14 protein-coding genes are annotated in these 19,936 nt (G+C 60.7%); 11 read left to right on the forward strand and 3 right to left on the reverse strand.

The window, feature by feature from the left end; translation table 11 throughout:
• Positions 1 to 541: 541 nt before the first annotated feature.
• Positions 542 to 1,780 carry a BapA prefix-like domain-containing protein gene (locus J7392_RS21760; protein WP_209219408.1) on the reverse strand — a complete coding sequence of 413 codons (1,239 nt, stop codon included), beginning with the start codon at positions 1,778 to 1,780 and terminating at the stop codon, positions 542 to 544.
• A gap of 237 nt (positions 1,781 to 2,017) precedes the next feature.
• The gene (locus tag J7392_RS21765; protein ID WP_209219409.1) at positions 2,018 to 3,358 is read right to left on the reverse strand and encodes a BapA prefix-like domain-containing protein; all 1,341 of its coding nucleotides are present in this window, start codon (positions 3,356 to 3,358) and stop codon (positions 2,018 to 2,020) included.
• 284 nt (positions 3,359 to 3,642) lie between these two features.
• Here J7392_RS21765 and J7392_RS21770 point away from each other — a divergent pair, with 284 nt between their 5' ends.
• From J7392_RS21770 to J7392_RS21820, 11 genes are all read left to right on the forward strand, one after another.
• Entirely contained in the window at positions 3,643 to 5,631 is a 1,989-nt protein-coding gene (locus J7392_RS21770; protein ID WP_209219410.1) for a response regulator, read from the forward strand.
• A 152-nt stretch (positions 5,632 to 5,783) separates the two neighbouring features.
• Complete coding sequence (locus J7392_RS21775; RefSeq protein ID WP_280634621.1) at positions 5,784 to 6,425, forward strand: response regulator transcription factor; 642 nt, start codon at positions 5,784 to 5,786, stop codon at positions 6,423 to 6,425.
• 495 nt (positions 6,426 to 6,920) lie between these two features.
• A complete protein-coding gene (locus tag J7392_RS21780; protein WP_209219412.1) occupies positions 6,921 to 7,838 on the forward strand; it encodes a LysR family transcriptional regulator in 918 nt (305 codons plus the stop codon).
• Positions 7,839 to 8,023: 185 nt separating this feature from the next.
• Positions 8,024 to 9,655, forward strand: coding sequence for an amidohydrolase (locus tag J7392_RS21785; protein WP_209219413.1), 1,632 nt, complete (start codon positions 8,024 to 8,026; stop codon positions 9,653 to 9,655).
• Between the two features lie 3 nt (positions 9,656 to 9,658).
• Entirely contained in the window at positions 9,659 to 10,600 is a 942-nt protein-coding gene (locus J7392_RS21790) for an ABC transporter permease (protein ID WP_209219414.1), read from the forward strand.
• On the forward strand, positions 10,597 to 11,484 hold the full coding sequence (locus tag J7392_RS21795; RefSeq protein ID WP_209219415.1) for an ABC transporter permease: 888 nt from the start codon (positions 10,597 to 10,599) through the stop codon (positions 11,482 to 11,484). The genes J7392_RS21790 and J7392_RS21795 overlap by 4 nt, the downstream gene beginning before the upstream one ends.
• Positions 11,485 to 11,535: 51 nt before the next feature.
• Positions 11,536 to 13,113, forward strand: a complete 1,578-nt coding sequence (locus J7392_RS21800) for an ABC transporter substrate-binding protein (protein ID WP_209219416.1) — start codon at positions 11,536 to 11,538, stop codon at positions 13,111 to 13,113.
• 88 nt (positions 13,114 to 13,201) lie between these two features.
• Positions 13,202 to 14,647, forward strand: a complete 1,446-nt coding sequence (locus J7392_RS21805) for an amidohydrolase family protein (protein ID WP_209219417.1) — start codon at positions 13,202 to 13,204, stop codon at positions 14,645 to 14,647.
• A complete protein-coding gene (locus J7392_RS21810) occupies positions 14,644 to 15,633 on the forward strand; it encodes an ABC transporter ATP-binding protein (RefSeq protein WP_209219418.1) in 990 nt (329 codons plus the stop codon). Before J7392_RS21805 ends, J7392_RS21810 begins: the two co-directional genes overlap by 4 nt.
• Positions 15,630 to 16,721 (forward strand): dipeptide ABC transporter ATP-binding protein, encoded by a 1,092-nt coding sequence (locus J7392_RS21815; protein ID WP_209219419.1) that lies wholly within the window; start codon positions 15,630 to 15,632, stop codon positions 16,719 to 16,721. Before J7392_RS21810 ends, J7392_RS21815 begins: the two co-directional genes overlap by 4 nt.
• Complete coding sequence (locus tag J7392_RS21820; protein ID WP_209219420.1) at positions 16,722 to 18,263, forward strand: acetolactate synthase large subunit; 1,542 nt, start codon at positions 16,722 to 16,724, stop codon at positions 18,261 to 18,263.
• 304 nt (positions 18,264 to 18,567) lie between these two features.
• Here the strand turns inward: J7392_RS21820 and J7392_RS21825 are convergent, their stop codons facing one another.
• Positions 18,568 to 19,833 carry a BamA/TamA family outer membrane protein gene (locus J7392_RS21825; RefSeq protein WP_209219421.1) on the reverse strand — a complete coding sequence of 422 codons (1,266 nt, stop codon included), beginning with the start codon at positions 19,831 to 19,833 and terminating at the stop codon, positions 18,568 to 18,570.
• Positions 19,834 to 19,936 lie beyond the last annotated feature (103 nt).

Consider the following 19,936-nt stretch of genomic DNA (forward strand, 5'->3'; position numbering starts at 1 on the left):
CTCAGGCAGTTCGGCCCGCTCTGGTTCATACGGTAGGGCCGGGCCGTTTCTTCCAGAGTGAGGCTTTGACGATATATCAAAGGTGTGGAGGCCTTGCAGGATATCGGCACGCACCAAAGCCGCAATCTTTGCAGCACAGGCGCCTCCAAGCATGAACCCGAAAAGTACTGACCCGAGGCCCCCTCCCAATAGGTGCACCACACAAGCCGTGATGCACGCATAAAGCAAGCCAATCATCAGAACACTTTTGCTCGGAGCAAACCGCGTGCCGAAAGCGGAAAATTTGCAACCCAATCCTTCGGCTGGCCTCTTCTTTCCCGCGAACCTCATTCTCAGAGACCCTTGCCGCCATAGGCGCAAATAAGGTCTTCACCACTGACTATGCAGGCTAAAAATGTCACGCTACCGTCCATCTCGGTTCAGCGAAAGAAAGAGAAATCAGGCAGGCTGCTTGGCCACAGCTCCGGTTTATCAGTTCATATGGGCCCCTCAGATCGCGACGAGTTCGGAGGGGCCTATATTTTTTTGAGCACCCGTAGGGTCAGAGACCGCCTAAGCCATCGTCGGTGAGCCCTCCCAAGAGATCAGTCGCTTCGCTAAGCGTCTCGCCGAGTGGGTTATCGCCACCGAGCAATCCGCCCACGAGATCGCCAGAACCGTCCCCTTCTCCTGTCAGACCACCGAGTACGTCACCCAAAAGGCCACTCAAAGGATCGTTGGCACCTCCGTCACTTTCGGTACCTTCACCGAGAGCACCCGTACTGGTCAGATTGCCAACGATCCCACCGGAGCCCGTGACATCCGACAAAACGCCCTCATTACCGATAAGGTCGCCGAGCAGACCCTCAGACCCTGTCACCTCGCCCAAAGCTCCAGAATTGCCAGTCAGATCTCCCAGCAAGCCACCATCCGCGACGACCCCGTCGAGAATGCCGACACTGTCATCAGAGACGCCATCTCCCAGCAAAGGCTGGCCGAGAAGCCCATCCCCCACGGTACCGAGTGGGGAGTCCTCACCGATCAGGTCACCGAGGAGCCCTTCAGAACCGGTGATGTCCCCAAGAACCCCAGAATTGCCCGTCAGATCACCGAGAAGCCCATCGTCTGAGATCACCGGGTCAAGGAAGCCTTGCTCATTCGGGTCCGTGGGATCAGTTGGATCGGTTGGGTCCGTGGGATCAGTCGGATCGGTCGGGTCCGTGGGTTCAGTCGGATCGGTCGGGTCCGTGGGATCAGTCGGATCGGTTGGGTCCGTGGGATCAGTTGGATCGGTCGGGTCCGTGGGATCAGTCGGATCGGTTGGGTCCGTGGGATCAGTTGGATCGGTCGGGTCCGTGGGTTCAGTCGGATCGGTCGGGTCCGTGGGATCAGTCGGATCGGTCGGGTCCGTGGGATCAGTCGGATCGCTCGGGTCCGTAGGATCAGTTGGATCGGTCGGGTCCGTGGGTTCGTCACTTCCCCCACCGCTACTGCTGGCCGCAGCACCAATGAGCCCTAAGCCCCCAACCGCCGCAGCGATCAAGTCCTCATTGGACATCTCGCCGGCACCACCGACAAGGGGATCCCCTTCGACCCCGCTTTCGGTCCCATCGGCCAAAATCAGACTATGCAGAGATCCATCCGCCGCCGGAATGTAGAAATCAGTGACTGTGATCACATCACCATTCGTAAGGGTAATGAACAAGTCATCCCCCTGTCTGGCGTAGCGCGCGATATCGGAACGGTTTACGTCAATATTGATGCCAATTTCAGAACCGGCTTGGATGGTTCGATTTGCCATTGCAAACTCCTCATAGGACTACCCTCGGGAGAGGACTACCTCTAAAGTATGTATAAATAACTTAAGTATAGGAGAAGCAGGCGCCCGCCTGCTTGTCAATCCTGTATGGGGCCGCCTTTACCCCCCAACCTCAGGAACCGACCCCTATATAAAACTAGGTAAAGTCCTGCGGCTAAAGAAAAAGCCCCACCTTTCGGCGGAGCTTTTAGGGAGAGAGTCACAGCGGAAACAATCTGTTTATGCGCCATCCACTGAGACTGAGGCGCTTAAGAGCGCCCCGTCGCTACCGAGACCATCAAGCAGGTCGCCTCCTAGATGACCAAGCAGGCCACCATCACTACCCGCGCCCAATAGGCCCACACCAGTCAGATCACCCAGCAATCCATCCTCGCCGGTTACATCAGCGAGCAGACCCATATCTCCAACGAGATCACCGGCCAAACCCTCGGACCCGGTCACATCACCCAGCAGGCCTTCATTCCCCGTCAGGTCGCCGAGCAGGCCGCCGTCCGCGATCACCGAATCAAGCAAACCATCCTCAGCCCCCACGGTGGCCAGCAATTCCTCAACAGTACCAGAGACAGCATCAGCTGGCCCGCCATCCCCGCCAAGAACGCCCCCTTCGCCGCCGAGCAAGCCGCCTACGAGACCCTCATCACCCAGGACACCGTCTAGCACACCGCCCTCACCGCCGAGCAAACCGCCGACGACACCCTCGTCACCGATAACGCCGTCAAGAATGCCTTCCACTGTTTCAACGACGCCATCCACGGCACCGCCTTCGCCCAGCAAACCATCGGTCAGCCCGGTCTCGCCAAGCACGCCGCCCACTAGACTGTCATCAGACACAAGCCCACCAGTCAAACTGCCAGACCCGTCACTGTCGCCGAGCAAACCGCTACCTGTTACAGAGCCGATTAGACCATCCTCTCCGGCAACCGGGCTCAAAAGCCCGTCGTTGCCAACCAAATCACCGAGCAAACCATCCGATCCGGTCACATCTCCCAGAAGCCCATCGTTCCCGGTGAGCCCGCCCAACGTCCCCTCATCCCCAAGCACGGGATCAAGCAATCCAATGTCCGTCCCATCCGTAGGCTCAGTAGGCTCCGTCGGATCGGTGGGATCAGTTGTGTCTGTCGGGTCGGTGGCATCCGTTGGATCTGTAGGATCTGTTGCATCCGTCGGTTCCGTCGGATCAGTTGCGTCTGTAGGATCAGTGGTATCCGTAGGGTCGGTGGGATCGGCCTCATCCTCGCTGTCATCAGCAAAGGCAAGAGAGGCTGTCGTCAGCGCGCCCAGCCCAGCACCGATTTGCTCCATGTTGGCACCAAGCCCGGCCACTTCTTCTATGTCCTCCAAGGTTCCCTCAACGCCGCTGAACGACCCATCAGCCAACATCAGCTTGTGCGGTACACCGCCGGCCGCAGCCTCGTAGAAGTCCGACACGACGATCTTACCGCCATCGCGCAACTCTACAATGAGGTTGTCCCCTGACTTTACATACCGCGAAATGTCACCTTTAGCGGCATCGATCTGCACATTGGCCACACCGCCGGCCTGAAGCTCAGTCATCGCCATTTTCTTATCCTCTATCCATCCAACACCCCCTTGGGGGCATGGCTATTGGTCCACCCAGTTTCCCGTCAAGGAGATCACATACTAAAGTTGCGGTCAATGGACGGTATACATACTTTAGCCAGCTCAGCCATACGTTGCCCATACACCCCGATATTCAGCCAAATCCCATCAAAGAGAACCGCGTGGTTGACGATAGATGCTCAGAAACGCAGCATCCAAACGGCCAATTGGATCGGTATGTTACCCTCTGACCGCCAGAAGAACGATGCATGCTGGAGAAGCGAATGCCCGACGAAAAAGATTCGGCTTTGAACGCAGCAAAAGTCAGACCTGTCTTGCAGGCCATCGCACGCTTGATATCAACCGATCGGCGCATTGCGATACTCGCAACAGCCAAAGCCGAAATCCTGCTTTCGAACCCCCCAGCCAACCAATTGGGGCTGGACGCATCAGTCCTCAAAACAACCTTCAGCTGGCCTACACTTTGCGCGCGCGCGCAGCGCAGCGGCAGCATCACGGTATCCACAACGCATAAAACCACGCAGCTTGAAGGCGAGCTGGTCCATCTCTCTCTGGGCAACGCCGAAGCTTTCCTGCTGCGCTTGGTCGAAACGGATCAAGAGGCCGTGCAACTACAGAACCGCGCACGTGCAGCGACACTACTTCGCGTCGCACACGACCTAAGGACACCAATCCAATCCGTCTTGGCCTCCGCCGAAACACTCTTTCAACAAGAGAAAGATGCAGCTGCAATACCCAATCCGCGTACTGAGGATGTGCAAAAGTCGGCGCAATTGGCTCTCGCCCACATAGAAAAGGTGATCCGCGTCATCCGAGGCGAACTGACCAGCGCAGAGCTGCAGGCCGACGAAGACTTCGACCTGGGAGAAGAGGCGCAAACCATTATCGATATGATCAAACCCATCGTGCACAGCCGTGGGGCCAGAGTGAGTTTGGATATGCAGCCACAAGACCAACTCCGTTTCCACGGGCCTGTGCATTTGGTGCGCGCCCTGCTTCAGAACATGTTCGACAATTCAGGCAAGCACGGCGGGGATGCTATCGACATACAAATTACCTGCGCGCGCGATCCAAAACAGGAAAACACCAACAGTCAGGACGAAAGCATCATCACGATTGAGGTCGCAGATCAGGGTGGCGGCATACCCCAGGCGCAAAAGGCGCGTTTGCTGGGAACCAATGTTGACGGAAACGGAAAGCACATAGATCACAGCGCAGGCGCAAAAACCAACCGGACCAGCGCTGGAATGAGCGTCTTGGCCCATGCCATCAGTCACCTTGGGGGCCATATTGAACTGCTTGACCGCGCCCATGACGGCGAACCGCTTACAGATACGACCCAATCTGTGGCCGGAACAATCATGCGCGCAACATTCTCACTTCCCCGCGCGGTTGCAGGCACGGCAACCGAACCCCTAGAAGCCCTCCCAAGCGGCGACGGGCTCCTAAAAGGCCTTGGCATACTGGTCGTCGAAGATAGCCCCTCAAGTCGAGATTGGCTGGTTCATAGCCTCAGCCAAGCGGGCGCACAGGTCGAAGGGGTCGAGAACGGCTTCCGGGCATTGCGCATTCTGCAACGGCCTGACGCCGCCCAGACCATCAACCTCCTGCTGACGGATATGACGCTTCCGCATATAAATGGCGTCGAATTGCTGCGCAGCATCCGAGATGAACAAGCCAAGGGCAGACTGGCATGGAACGGGCTGGTCCTTGGGCTGACAGCGCATGTAAACGACAAGCTACGCGAAGCATGCCTAAGCCTTGGCATGGTCCGGCTGTTGGAAAAACCCATCCGCAACGCTGCGCTCTGCCAAGCGGTCTACTGTGCGGCACATCGCAAGGAAGACCGCACAACCTCTTCGACAAGCGACAGCCCCAAGCCAAGCAAAAAAACACGCGCCACGCCCGCTGAACCACTCTCCAAGAAAGTCGTCAAAGATCTGACCAAGCAACTTGGACATGAAGCTGCATTGGGGTTCATGAAGCGCGCTCATGCCGAGGCACAGGCGATCCTTGACCAAATCAAACCCGGCAAGCAGAGCACCGAAACCAAGCGCTTGCTCCATGCCGCAACAGGGTCTTCTGGGCTTACGGGCCTCAAACTACTAGAACAGAACCTGCGCCAGGTGGAGCTTTCTCTGGAGACCTCGGAAACAACCCAGCAAGTTGCGCTTGAAGGAGCGAAAGAAGCATTGGCCATGACCCAAAAAGCGATGCGCGAGCTCGCCTCCAGTTCGGTCGACAGTAGATGACCGCTTGCTTCGCTGCAGTTTCGTGGTAAATCTAGCGCCCGGACCGATAAAAGGTCCTTTTTTGTTAGGCCTTTGTCGATTAAATATCGCCCGGCGATAACGTTTGACTAGGGGACTTCACCCAGGGGTTTCGTAAAACAAAGATGAGTAATATGGCGTCCCCTCAAGACAAACCGACCCGGATCCTAATCGCAGATGACCATGCTATGGTCTTGGAGATGTTTGAGCAGTTTCTCTCGAACCTCCCTGAATTCGAAGCGCAAACTGCGCCAGACCTTGAAACGGCACTCGACAAGATCGAAACAGACGGACCCTTCGATCTGGTGCTGGTAGACCTCGACATGCCAGGCATGAACGGCATCACAGGCCTCTCAAAAGCACTCGACCAAAACGGCGGGAAACCCGTTGGCATCCTCACCAGCAACCCCACCGCGCATGTCGTGACAGAAGCGCTGGCATTGGGCGGTGCAGGGATCATCCTCAAAACAGAATCGCTCAAAAGCCTGACCAACGAAATACGGTTCATGGCCAATGGCGGCCGATACGTGCCCGTCGAACTCATCGATCGCCCCCGCCCCAAAAAGCGCGACGCCTCCAATGACACCCCTTTATCTGAGCGCGAACTGTCCGTTCTCGCCCTTCTCGCTCAAGGGAAACCTAACCGAGAAATCGGATCCGAACTTGGCCTGGCCGAGGCAACCGTCAAAATGCATGTAAAGTCTATCTGTGCTAAGCTGGGAGCAAGCAACCGCACCCAAGCCGTCATCGTCGCACGCGACCTGAACATGTTCTAAGAAAACCAACACCCCTTCAGGGCAATGCGCCTTACTGATGCATTGAAATGTTTCTCGATCGGCTACGCAAAGGGAGGGGTCTCGCCCACTACCCAGACTTAATGCGTGCTTGCCACTCTACTGCGCCGCAAAACTGATACATCGTAGAACATCTATCATCGGATTCCGTCAAATTCTGTGGCACAAATTGAAGCAAGGAACTCCTGAAGAAGATGGTTCGCCCATCGCCCACATAAGCTTCACTGGCCCGACGCCAGCAGAATATGCTAGCCGGCCAGAAAAGGGCACAAACCTGAATAGAGCCAACTTAAACTAACTGATTCATCAGGCAGCAGGTCACTGGCAATACTTATATTCCCTCCTCCGACGATATTTGGCCGAGCCCAGTAGTACTGCTAAGTATTTACTTTTGCCAAAGGGTTAAGATTTAATCTTCGCAGTGATGGCAGCTAAATTAAGGATCGCGAAGTGCAGCGAGGCCCCCTTAAAATCCGCATGCTCGAGATTTTCGACGCGGTTATGAAGGTTGAACGCATCACCGATGCCGCTGAACTGCTAGAGATCTCCCAACCTGCAGTCTCTGCGGCGATCCGGAAACTAGAAGAAGACCTCGGGGTCAACCTCTTTGAACGTGACGGCCGTCAGTTGCGGCCCACCGATGCTGCCATCCGTCTAGCGCAGAGCACCGCTCCGGTCTTTAACGCCGTTTCGAACCTCAGGAACGAGGTGGCACGCGTCGGCACGGTCGGCTTGTCGCCGCTGCGCATTTACGCGTCACCGTCGGTCGGGCATGGCGTCGCACTAGTGGCGTTGGATGCGCTGATGGACGAGTTCCCCGAGCTTGACGTGGTGGTCACTGTTCGGGACGATGCCCAAGTGCGCGAAGCGGTCGATATGGGACAGGCCGACCTCGGACTCACATTCGGTAATATCAATGAGGGCGCCTGGCATCTTCTAGCGCGGGCCCATCTGGTGGTCATCGTGCCGCGCGACCATGCCCTAACCAAGCGAGCGACCATCGGACCGGCGGACCTGCAGAATGACCGGATCATCAGCGCCGGCGAGGTCATCACACCCCTGGTCGAGGCCGCGTTCAACCGACAGGGCATTCGTTACCGGCCCAAGATCGAAACGCGCTTTGCCCAGACTGCTTGCGCGATGGTGCAGAAGGGGCTGGGAGTTGCGGTGGTCGACCCCTATGTAGCCGAGCTTTTTGCCTCGAACCTCTATTCCATCCGGCGCTTCTACCCTGCCACCCAGATCGCCGCCGTGGCTTTGGTAGGCCCGGGAATCCACGGCCCCAGACGCCGGATCGCGGATCGATTCCTCGAGATTATCGGGCAGGAGATTCACCATTCTCCAATCATGACCCACCAGCATCGCGCCGACATATATAACCGATCACAGCGATAGAATAAATTTTTCTATATACCTCAGAGTGAACAAAGAGGTATATTTTTTACATTATTAACAATGCATTAATATCGCTTCTCGCGCTACGTGCATCCCCGATCGGCCTCGTTTGTCCCAGATTGACCGACATCGGGGGGGATTGATTAACATGTGGTTAACCAATCCATTCCGAAAGGATCCTCTCGATGCCCGAGCCACGCGGAAGCGCCGACACCATCCTCAGGGGAGGAAAGATCTGGCGGGGTCAGAACCTCGGCTTTGCCCAGAGCATCGCCATCGGTGGCGGGCGGGTCATGGCCACCGGGACGGACGCGGAGATCGAAGCGCTGCGCGGCCCCGGGACTAAGGTCATCGAGTTGGACGGACGCCTCGCGACGCCCGGGCTCAACGACGCCCACATGCATCTCTTGCCCTACGGCACCGCCATGGCCGAGGTCGACCTGCGGCCCTCGGCGGCGCCAACGCTCCAAAGCCTGCTCGACGCGCTACGCGAGCGGGCGGCGCAGACCCCCAAGGGCGATTGGGTCGTGGGACGGGGTTACGATCATTTCGCCTTCGACGAAAAACGCCATCCGATGCTGCACGAGCTTGACGCGGCCTGCCCCGATCATCCGGTCTACATCGTGCGCACCGATGGCCATCTCGCCGTCGCCAACACATTGGCGATGCAGGCCGCCGGGATTGACAACGACACACCCTCTCCCGAAGGCGGCTTGATCGAGAAGCAAAACGGCGTATTGACCGGGCTCGTGGCCGAAACCGGGCGCGAGCCGCTGATGGCAGTGATGCCACGCAAGTCGGTCGAGGACCTCGTCGGCTCGATCGAACGCGGCGGCCACGATCTTCTGTCCTACGGCATCACCTCTTGCATGGAGGCCGCGATCGGCATTCGCGACGGCTGGACCGAGATGGAGGCTTATCAGCGCGCCCACCGCGAGGGCCGCCTGCCGGTGCGCACCTACGGTGTGCTGATGGGCGACAAGACCCGTTCAATCCTGTCGCAGGCTCATGACGAGGGGCTGGTGACCGGCACCGGCGACGAGATGTTCCGTATCGGGCCAGTGAAGATCTTTACCGACGGCAGCGCCGGGGGCCGCACCGCGGCGATGAAAGAGCCCTATTTGGGCGGCGATCCGGACGACAAGGGCCTGCTTTGTATTCCCGATCAGGAAGAGCTGAACGCGATGGTCCTCGATGCCCACCGCAAGGGCTACCAGATGGCGATCCATGCAATCGGCGACGCGGCGATCGAGGAGGTTCTGAACGCCTATGAGGCCGCTTTGGCGGACAGTCCCGACCCCGATCGCCGCCACCGGATCGAACATTGCGGTTGGCTGTCGGGGGACCAGATGCAGCGCATGGTCGACATGCATGTCTTGCCGGTGCCGCAGCCGTCGTTCCTCTATTGGTTCGGGGACCTCTACCTCACCGTGCTGGACAAAGCCCGGGTCACCGCCTCGCATCCGATGCGGCGCTGGATCGACGCAGGTCTGCACCCCTCGGCCTCGACCGACTGCCCGGTGACCGAAATCGCACCGATGCCGGTGATCTACAACATGGTCACGCGCAAGACCCGGCAAGGCACCCTGCTCGGCCCGGACCAGACCCTGAGCATGGAAGAGGCGTTGCACGCCTACACTTGGGCCTCGGCCTATGCCGCCCGCGAGGAGACTGTAAAGGGTCAACTGGTCCCCGGGCAGCTGGGCGATGTCGCAGTCTTTGACCGGGACCTCTTCGAGATCGACGTCGAGGACATCCTCGACACGCGTTGTGATCTGGCCGTGCTTGGCGGCGATGTCGTCTTCGAGCGAGCATAGGCAATGCTGGACACGCTGACCAAACGTCTGCTGCAATCGATCCCGGTGCTCATCGGGGTGCTCGTGCTGGGTTTCCTGCTGGTACAGCTTTCGCCCGGCGACCCGGCGCGGGTCTTTGCTGGGGCGATGGCCCCGCCCGAGGTGGTCGAGCAGATCCGCGAAAAGATGGGGCTCGATCGCCCGCTCTGGGCGCAGTTCTGGGGCTATGTCGAGCGGGTCTTGCAGGGTGATCTGGGTCGCTCCTTCATCTCCAACAAGACGGTGATGAGCGAGCTTGCGGCCGCGATCGTGCCGACCGTCGAGCTGATGCTGGCCTGCCTGATCTGGTCGATCCCTCTCGGGATCGCCATGGGCACCCTCGCCGGTGTCTGGCGCGGGTCACTTCTGGACAGGGCGGTGATGGCTTTTTCGGTGGCCGGGGTTTCCCTGCCGATCTTCTTCATCTGCCTGCTGCTGATCCAATGGTTCGGCGTGAAATGGCAGCTGTTCCCCTTCATCGGACGTGGCGGACCGCTCTGGACCGTCGATGGGCTGCGCCACATCGCCTTGCCGGCGCTGTCGCTCGGGCTGATCTTCATCGGGCCGGTAGCGCGAATGACCCGGTCTTCGGTGCTCGAGGTGCTCCGTCTCGATCACGTGCGCACCGCCCGTTCGAAGGGGCTGACCGAGCGGCAGGTGATCCTACGGCACGGGCTGCGCAACGCGCTCATCCCGGTGGTCACCCTCGTGGGCCTGCAGGCGGGCTATCTCCTGGGCGGCGCGGTGGTGACCGAGACGATCTTTTCCTATCCGGGTATCGGCCGGCTGTCGGTCGGCGCGATCCTGTCGTCGGACTACCCGCTGGCGCAGGGCTGCATCCTCGTGCTCGCGCTGGCCTTCATCATAATCAACATGATCGTCGACATTCTCTACGCCATTCTCGATCCAAGGGTGCAGAAACGATGAATGTAAGCACGACCGCTCCGCTCGACGATACCGCCCCGCGCCGGCAGGTTTGGTGGAAAGCCCTGCTGCGCGACCGGGCCGCGGCACTGGCGCTCATCGTGCTGGTCGGGATCACCCTTGCGGCGCTTTTCGCCCCTTTCCTCGCCCCGCATGATCCCTACGAGGGCACCCGCGCGGTAATGCAGCCACCGGTCTGGGCCGAGCGTGGCAATGCGACCCATCTACTCGGCACCGACGGTCAGGGGCGCGACATCCTGAGCCGCCTGCTCTACGGCACCCGACTAACCCTTCTTATCGGCCTGCTTTCCGTGGGTCTCGGTGGCACTGTCGGTTCCCTTCTGGGACTTCTCTCCGCCTTTTACCGGCGCATCGATCCCTACGTGATGCGGTTTGCGGACATCATGCTGTCCTTCCCGGCAATCCTTCTGGGGCTGGCGCTGGTGGCGATTTTTGGTCCCGGAGCTCTGCCGGTGATCATCGCCCTGTCCATTGCCACCGTGCCCGACAGCGCCCGTATCGCCCGCTCCATCGCCATCGGCGTGATGGAGCAGGAGTATATCGAGGCAGGGCGCGCCATTGGCCTGTCGGACCGCGCGCTCTTCACCCGCTACCTTCTGCGCAACAGCATCTCAGCGATCATGATTTTCGTTAGCCTGCGCTTTGGCCAGATCATCCTGATCGGGGCCGCGCTCAGCTTCCTCGGCCTCGGGGCACGCCCACCGGCGGCGGAACTGGGGATGATGGCTTCGCAGGGGCGCGACTTCATGCTCTTTGCCCCGCATATCGCAATCATCCCTTCGCTGGCGATCTTCGTGATCGTGCTGGCCGCCAATATCACCGGCGATGCGATCCGCGACGTTCTGGACCCGCGTCTACGCTCATAACCCAAGAACCGACCCCGGCAATCGGGGCGCCAACAGAGGAGAAGACCGAAGATGACGCCACTGAAAAGACTGCTTACCGCAACCGCCCTCACGGCCCTCGCCGCCCCACTCGCGGCGCAGGAGCTGACCATCGTGCGCGAGGTCGACAGCAACAATTACGATCCGCACAAGACCACCGCCCGGGCCGCCGCCGAGGCCCTATTTATGCTCGGCGACACGCTAGTCTCGCTCGAACCCGACATGCAGACCGTGACCGACGGGTTGGCCGAACGCTGGGAAGTTTCGGATGACGGGCTCGTCTATACCTTCCACATTAAGGAAGGAGTGCAGTTCTGCAACGGCCGGGAGATGACTGCCGAGGACGTGGTCTATTCGATGAAGCGCTGGATCGATCCCGAGACCAATTCGCCAGTCTCATGGCGCGCCGGTGACGTCGCCGACGTGGTGGCACTGGACGATCGCACGGTGGAATACCGTCTTGAACAGCCGTTTTCCGAACTGCTCTATCAGCTCACCCAGAGCTTCGCGACGGTGATCGCCAAGGAAAGCGTCGAAGAACTGGGCGAGGATTTCGGCATCAACGGTTTCGTCGGCACCGGCCCATTCTGCTGGGAAAGTTGGACCCCGCGCGACAAGATGGTGATGACCCGCCACGAGGGCTACAACTGGGGCCCGGCGTTCTACGAGAACGACGGCGCCGCCCATTTGGCCAAGATCACCTGGCAGATCGTGCCTGAAGAGAACACCCGCACCGTGGCGCTGGTCACCGGCCAATCCGAGGCCACGCAATACGTGCCCGCCATCGCCCTGCAACAGCTCCGCGATACGCCGGGGGTGTCGGTACAGCAGTCAGACAACGCTTTCTGGACCTATTTTATGGGGTTCAAGATCGACAAGGAAACCGTCTCGGACCCGGCCGTGCGGCAGGCCATGAACCTTGCCGTCAGCCAGGAAGCCCTAGCCGAGGACCTGATGTTCGGCGAAGTGGAGCCGGCCTATAGTTATGTTTCGCAGGCCGCGCTCGACTGGAACAGTAAACTTGACGACAAGTTGCTGCGCCATGACCCCGAAAAGGCCAAGACGCTGCTCGACTCAGCCGGCTGGACGCCCGGTCCCGATGGTGTGCGCGCCAAGGACGGGGTGGAGCTGCGGCCAACGGCCTATGTCTTCGCCGGCTCGGGCTGGCAGAAGATCTCGGAATTCGTTCAAGCCGAACTGCTCAAGATCGGCGTCGGAATGGAAATCCAGGCCTTCGATGCGACCGTCGCCTGGGGCAAGCTTGCGACGCAGGAGTTCGATGTCTTCGGAATGAGCTATCCTTACGTCTCTTCCGGCGATGCACTCAATCTCTACTTCCGCTCCCAGAATATGCCGACGCCGAACCGGATGAATTGGAACGACCCAGAGACCGACGAACTGCTGCAGACCGGCAAGACCGCCCTGTCGGACACGGACCGCGCCGCGGCCTACGGTAAGGTTTTGGAAAAGGTGCATAACGCCGCCGTCTGGCTGCCGCTATATCACGAGCCAATGTTCATCGCGCAATCCGACAAGCTCGAGCCCATCCAGCCGCATAACAACTACGGCGCTGGTTTCTACAAGGGTCTCGACCTCAAATACAAGGAATGACCCCAAGGCGGGCCGGACACCGGCCCCCACTCACCCCAATTTCATTAATTCTTTATCCGCGCCCCAATTCGCACGAAGGACCCCCGACATGAGCGCCACAGCAACCACCGTCATCCGCAACGCCGAGTGGATCGTTGCATGGAACAACGATATTGGCCGCCACGAATACCTGCAAGGCGAGGACGTTGTGTTCCGCGACGACCGCATTCTGCAGGTGGGTGGCCATTTCAATGGCCATTTCGACCGCGAGATCGATGGCCGCGGGCGGCTGGTCTCGCCCGGGTTGGTAAACATCCATTCGCATCCGCTGTCCGAGCCGATGAACAAGGGTTTCCTAGACGAATTGGGCAGTCCCGCGCTTTACATGAGCTCGCTCTATGAGTTCATGCCCCTGTTCCGACCCGACGCGGACGGCACCACGGCCTGCACCGAAGTGGCGCTGTCGGAACTGTTGCTCTCGGGTGTGACCACTCTCACCGACCTTTCGGTCCCCTATGATAACTGGATCGACCTTCTGGACCGTTCCGGCCTGCGCGCGGTCTTGGCGCCGATGTACCGCTCGGCGCGCTGGTTCACCAAGAACGGCCATGTCGTCGAATATGAGTGGGACGCACAGGCCGGGCGCGATGCCATGGCCGAAGCGATGCAGGTCATAGACAAGGCCAACGCACATCCCTCGGGGCGGCTGTCGGGCATGGTCTCACCTTCGCAAATCGACACCTGCACCGCTGACTTGATCCGCGACAGCTTTGACGAGGCGCAGTCGCGCGGCGTGCCGTTCCAGATCCACGCCGCCCAATCGGTTGTCGAGTTCCACGAGATCACCCGCCGTCATGGCCGCACACCGCTGGAGTGGCTGCATGATCTCGGCGTGCTGAAACATGGCGCGATCATCGGTCATGGCATCTTTCTCAACAGCCATTCCTCACTGCATTGGCCCGAGGCCGACGATTTCACTCTGCTGTGCGACAGCGGTGCTGCAGTCGCGCATTGCCCCACAGTATTCCAACGCCGCGGCATCTCGATGCAATCGGTCGGGCGCTACCTCCGTGGCGGTATTCCGGTTGGGATCGGTACCGATACTTACCCGCACAACATGCTCGAAGAGATGCGCCACGCACTGATCAACTCGCGGCTGATGTCCGGCAACCCATTCGATCTACGCACCCATGATATCTTCGACGCCGCCACCGTCGGCGGCGCGGCGATCCTCGGGCGGGACGACATCGGCCGTCTGGCGCCGGGCATGAAGGCGGACCTCTTCATGGCCGACGTGACCCATCCTGCAATGCGGCCCCTACGCGACCCGCTGCGCTCGCTGATCTACGTTGCGGCCGAACGCGCGGTGCGAGACGTCTTTGTCGACGGACGTCAGGTGGTCAGCGACGGCAAGGTTGCGGCCTTCGACCTCGCCGACGCCACTGCTCGCTTGGAAGAAGCGCAGCGCCGAGCCGAGGGGCGCTTTACCGGGCTCGACTTCGCCGGTCGACACCCGCGCGACGTCTCACCACTGACCTACGAGGTCGCCGGATGAGTCCACTTCTGACCGTGACAGACCTTCAGGTCGGCTTTCAGGACCGCGGCCGCGTCATGCGCGCGGTCGACGGGGTCAGCCTGTCGGTCGACCGGGGACGAACGCTCGGCGTCGTGGGTGAATCCGGCTGCGGCAAATCGGTGACCTCCCTCGCGGTGATGGGACTGGTCCCGCAGCCCCCCGGGGTGATCCGCGGCGGCAAAATCACCTTTGATGGGCAGAACCTGCTGGCGCTGTCGCCGCGTGAGATGCGCGCCCTGCGTGGCGGCCGGATCGGGATGATCTTTCAAGAACCAATGACGAGCCTGAACCCCGTATATACCTGTGGCGAGCAGATTGCGGAGACCATGCGCGCCCATGGTACCACTCGGCCCGACGCGGCTCGCAAGCGGGCGATCGAACTCTTGGATCTTGTTGGCCTGCCCTCGCCCGCCAAAAGGGTTGACGATTATCCGCACCAGCTTTCGGGCGGCCAGCGCCAGCGGGTGATGATCGCCATCGCGCTGGCCAATGACCCCGACCTGCTGATCGCCGACGAGCCGACAACCGCGCTTGACGTCACCATCCAGGCCCAGATCCTGCAATTGATGAAGGACCTGCAAAACCGCACCGGCATGGCGATTATGCTGGTGACCCATGACCTCGGCGTTGTGGCCGAGACCTGCGACGACGTGGTGGTCATGTATGCCGGGCTGGTGGTGGAACGCGCCCCGACCGACCGGCTCTACGCCGATCCCCAGCACCCCTATACCATCGGGCTGATGGCTGCCGTGCCGCGGATCAGCGACAAGGCCGACCGGCTCGAGACCATCGACGGCACCCTGCCCCCGCCATGGGCGCAGATCCCCGGCTGCCGCTTTGCGCCGCGCTGTCCGCTGGCCTCGGACAAATGTCGTAGCACGCCGCCACCAATGCGCGAAATCGGGCCGGGGCACGAGGTCGCTTGCTGGTACGCCCCCATCGACGAAAGGAGCCCCGCGCCATGACCGACCCCGTACTGAGCGTCGCGAACCTGTCGAAGGACTTCACCCTCTCGCGCGGCATGTTCCGCCGCGGCAAGCTGGTGGTGCGCGCGGTCAGCGATGTCAGCTTCGACCTTGCACGCGGCGAAACCCTTGCGATCGTAGGCGAGTCGGGCTGCGGCAAGTCTACGCTCGGCCGCTCGCTCTTGCGTCTGATCGAGCCTTCCGCTGGCACCGTCAAGCTTGGCTCCGACGAGGTCACCGCAATGTCCACCGCAGAGCTCCGCGCCGCGCGACGCCGGATGCAGATCATCTTTCAAGACCCCTACGGGTCGCTTAACCCAAGGATGACGGTGCGCGAAACCCTGACCGAGCCGCTTCTACTGCATGAGCTTGCCGATGCCGGGACGCTGGATGCCAAGGTCGACGAGGTCCTCTCGCTCTCGGGCCTGTCGCGTTTTCACGCCGAACGCTACCCCCATGAGTTTTCCGGCGGCCAGCGCCAACGCGTCGGAATCGCGCGGGCGCTGGCGACCCGCCCCGAGGTGATCGTTTGCGACGAGCCGGTCTCAGCGCTTGACGTCTCCTTGCAGGCGCAGATCGTCAACCTGCTTCAGGATCTGCAACGCGAGTTTGGGCTCGCCTATGTCTTCATCAGCCACGACCTCAGCGTGGTGCGCCACATCGCCGACCGTATCGCGGTGATGTATTTGGGCCGCTTCGTGGAGGAGGCACCGGCCAAAACGCTTTTCACGGCGCCACTGCATCCCTATACACAATCCCTGATAAAGGCGGTTCCCCTGCCCGACCCGAGCGCGCCCCGCCATCCGGCGGAATTGCGAGGCGACATGCCGTCGGCCCTCGCGGTGCCCCCCGGTTGCGCATTCCACCCGCGATGCCCGATGGCCACGGAGCTTTGCCGCCAGGCGCGCCCGGAGAAGCGCAAGATCGGGGAGACCGAGGTGGCCTGTCATCATGCCGAAGCCGCCGCTGCCCGGCAAACGCCGGCGCCGAGGCTCGACAGCGGCAAGCTGACCCGGCGATTGGCCGTGCTGCGTGCCGCCAAGGAACAACGAGAGTCTGTCACCGCAGGCCAGAAGATAGGACAGTAGATGAACGGCGCAGAGAACTTGCTCAGGAGCCTGCACGGCGCAGGCGTAGACGTGTGTTTTGCCAATCCCGGCACTTCGGAAATGCAATTTGTCGATGCGCTCGACCGCACTCGCCTGATGCATTGTATCCTCGGCCTCTTCGAAGGGGTGGTGACTGGCGCAGCGGATGGCTATGCGCGTATGGCCCGCAAGCCTGCGGTGACGCTGCTGCACCTCGCGCCCGGCCTCGCCAATGCCGGGGCCAATCTGCACAACGCCCGCAAGGCGCGCACACCGATCCTGAACCTCGTCGGCGACCACGCGCGGCGGCATTTGCGCTACGAGGCGCCGCTGACCGCCGATGTGCCGGGCACCGCGGCGGTGTTTTCCGACTGGGTCCGCACCGTCCGCTCGACCGAAACCATCGCCGGTGACGCGATGGACGCGCTCGCGGCCGCTTGGGGCCACCCGGGCCAGATCTCTACCTTGATTATTCCCGCCGATATCGGCTGGGACGAAGGCGGCAATATGGAGCCCGCAGAACGGGCGGCAGCGACGCAGCCGCGCGCGCTCGACGCGGAAATGCTGCGCCGTGCTGCGGCCTCGCTGGGGCCGGATGCGGTTATCCTCTGTGGCGGCGGCGTGCTGGAATCGCCCGAAGCCCTGAAACGGTTGTCGGACATCGGCGCCGCGACCGGGGCCGAGGTCATGGCCTCGGGGCCGCTGCGCCGGGCTGAACGCGGCGCGGGTCATTTCGAGCTGCACCGCATTCCCTACCCGATCGACGATGCGCTGAAGGTGCTGTCACGGTTCCGCCGCGCCGTGCTGATCGAGGCGCTGCCCCCCGTGGCCTTTTTCGCCTATCCCGACCGGCCCAGTCTGCTGTTGCCCGGAGACTGCGACGTGCTGCCGCTGGCGGATTTCGATCAGGATGGCCCCGCTGCCGTCGCCGCCCTCGCCGAGGAGATCGGCGCCAAGCCCCGACCACTCCCCGCTACCGCGCCCTGCGAGCCGCCAGCCTCGGGACCGATGGACGACGCGGCACTTTCGACCGCCATAGCCGCGGCCCTGCCCGAGGGCGCCATCGTGGTGGACGAGAGCCTGACCAGCGCCAATTCCGTGGCCGCGCGCTCCACGGGGGCGCCGCCGATGTCGTGGCTGGCGATCACTGGCGGGGCGATTGGCATCGGTATCCCGCTGGCTACCGGCGCCGCCGTCGCCTGCCGCGACCGCCCGGTGATCAGCCTGCAAGCGGACGGTTCGGCCATGTACACGCTGCAAGCGCTCTGGACTCAAGCGCGCGAGGAATTGAACGTGACCACGATCATCTTCGCCAACCACGGCTACCAGATCCTGAAGCACGAGCTTTTCAAGGTCGGCGCGAACCCCGGGCCGGAGGCGCTGAACATGCTGGAATTGAACCGTCCGGAGTTGAACTTCGTCGAGCTTGCCCGCGGCATGGGCGTCCCCGGCAGACGCGTCTCCGACCCGCGAGCTCTCTACGAGACAATCAGGAATGTCAGCGCGGAGCCGGGGCCGTTCCTTATCGAGGTGATGCTCTGACGCTGACAAAGAGTATTGGAAAAATCAAGCCTAGCAAAGCCCAACTGCAAGTAACCCAAACGTTTTGCGCATCCCATTGTGTTCTATCTAGATCAACCATGCCTTTCACTTGTAAGAGAACTCGCCGCAACCGCGACATTATAAAGGTGCTGACCTAGTTCATCCTCACAGCATGGATCACAATCAGGCCAGGTTGAGAGTCTCAACAGTTTAGGTTTCGTTTGAAAACGAATTTATCGCCGTAATGCTTATCAAAGCTAACCGCGAACTAATCACCTAATTTGCCCCCAAGCTTCGCTCTTCTTCAAAAACGTGTACTGAGCCCCAGACCGAATGTCTGCCGTGCGTCGCCAGGTTCGCGCTCTACTGGGGTGGCGACATAGAGCGCAACCGGGGTTGCCCCAATGTCGAGGGTGAGCGAGACACCAATGCTGCTTCTGCGATGCCAACCATCATCAATAGCCCCGTCGAGCGTATCTTCTAAGCCCCAGCTTCCACCGGTATCTATAAAAATACCTCCGAGAACCGGTGTCTGTAGCAGCTCCCCAAAATCGCGCTGCAACTCGATCGACGCGCGCACGAATTTGTTGCCGCCTAAGGCGTCTTCCCCGTCGCGAGGCCCAATGCCCCGCGGCGCGAACCCGCGGAAACTATCTGCGCCTGGGTAGAACCTATCGATGGCCCGGGAGGCGTTGCCATCGAGGCCAGAGACCGCGCCCGCATCGAAGCCAAATAGCAAACGGGTTTTGTCTGCCACCGGGAACTGCATGCGTGCTTCAAAGCGTGTATCGGAGAGCAGATCAGATGTACCGACGTTCCAAAAATACTGATCCAACTTTACACTGTAGCCGAAGTTCTGCCACCGGGCTTCACCTTCGTCTGGCTCAGGCCAGTTGTTATGGGCCAGCCCAAACCGAACATAGGGTGCTGCAATACCGTCGGTCTGTTCGCGCACCAACAAGGCACTGGCGCTCGGATCAAGATCGTAAAGCCGATGATCTCGGTATCCTATGCCCCCTTCAAACCGTATGGCGGGCACCTGCGTCCAAGCAAGATAGGCTTCGGCTCTTACCGTCTCATAGCTAAAGCTGCGGTCATCAAAGGTTTCACGTCCTGCTACGACTTCAAACCCCAAGTCCAGCGACGTCTCGAAGGCTTCTGTCCGATAGAGGTTCGCACTATAGCGCTGTACTTCCTCGCCGTATTCAAGGCTCACCGCACCGTAAGTGCGGTCAAACAGGTTATAGCGCTCGAACGACAAACTGGCTGTCAGCCCATCCTGTGAGACATAGGCAAGGCTTGCATCAATCCGGCCGGGCCGCGTGTCCAACTCCTGAACGTCGATAACCAGCAAATCACCTTCCAGCGATAGGGTCACCGCTTCAAACACGCCGGTCGACATCAGGCATTCCTCGATCGCCATCAGCTCCCATTGAGAATAGGCGATCCCGGCTTCGGCCCCGCAAGTCTTACGGATATCGTCCTCGGGGATAAACTGTGCACCGCGAACCTCCACGCTGCGCACATTCTGTGCCTCGGCTGCTGCGGCCCATGGCAGCAACACTGTCATTGCGACCGCCAGTGGTGCAGATCGAAACACAAGGGAAGGCAGAGCGCAGAACGCGCTTAAGGGTGGCAGCAGACAAGACAAGGGCAGCACTCTCTATGTCGTA

The sequence above is a fragment of the Sulfitobacter sp. R18_1 genome, assembly GCF_017743915.1.
Taxonomy (GTDB): Bacteria; Pseudomonadota; Alphaproteobacteria; order Rhodobacterales; family Rhodobacteraceae; genus Sulfitobacter; species Sulfitobacter faviae.

Coding starts and splice junctions, on each gene's coding strand:
- J7392_RS21825 (WP_209219421.1), bottom strand. CDS start 19,833: ATGACAGTGTTGCTGCCATGGGCCGCAGCAGCCGAGGCACAGAATGTG.
- J7392_RS21800 (WP_209219416.1), top strand. CDS start 11,536: ATGACGCCACTGAAAAGACTGCTTACCGCAACCGCCCTCACGGCCCTC.
- J7392_RS21790 (WP_209219414.1), top strand. CDS start 9,659: ATGCTGGACACGCTGACCAAACGTCTGCTGCAATCGATCCCGGTGCTC.
- J7392_RS21785 (WP_209219413.1), top strand. CDS start 8,024: ATGCCCGAGCCACGCGGAAGCGCCGACACCATCCTCAGGGGAGGAAAG.
- J7392_RS21770 (WP_209219410.1), top strand. CDS start 3,643: ATGCCCGACGAAAAAGATTCGGCTTTGAACGCAGCAAAAGTCAGACCT.
- J7392_RS21815 (WP_209219419.1), top strand. CDS start 15,630: ATGACCGACCCCGTACTGAGCGTCGCGAACCTGTCGAAGGACTTCACC.
- J7392_RS21765 (WP_209219409.1), bottom strand. CDS start 3,358: ATGGCGATGACTGAGCTTCAGGCCGGCGGTGTGGCCAATGTGCAGATC.
- J7392_RS21775 (WP_280634621.1), top strand. CDS start 5,784: ATGGCGTCCCCTCAAGACAAACCGACCCGGATCCTAATCGCAGATGAC.
- J7392_RS21820 (WP_209219420.1), top strand. CDS start 16,722: ATGAACGGCGCAGAGAACTTGCTCAGGAGCCTGCACGGCGCAGGCGTA.
- J7392_RS21810 (WP_209219418.1), top strand. CDS start 14,644: ATGAGTCCACTTCTGACCGTGACAGACCTTCAGGTCGGCTTTCAGGAC.
- J7392_RS21805 (WP_209219417.1), top strand. CDS start 13,202: ATGAGCGCCACAGCAACCACCGTCATCCGCAACGCCGAGTGGATCGTT.
- J7392_RS21780 (WP_209219412.1), top strand. CDS start 6,921: ATGCTCGAGATTTTCGACGCGGTTATGAAGGTTGAACGCATCACCGAT.
- J7392_RS21795 (WP_209219415.1), top strand. CDS start 10,597: ATGAATGTAAGCACGACCGCTCCGCTCGACGATACCGCCCCGCGCCGG.
- J7392_RS21760 (WP_209219408.1), bottom strand. CDS start 1,780: ATGGCAAATCGAACCATCCAAGCCGGTTCTGAAATTGGCATCAATATT.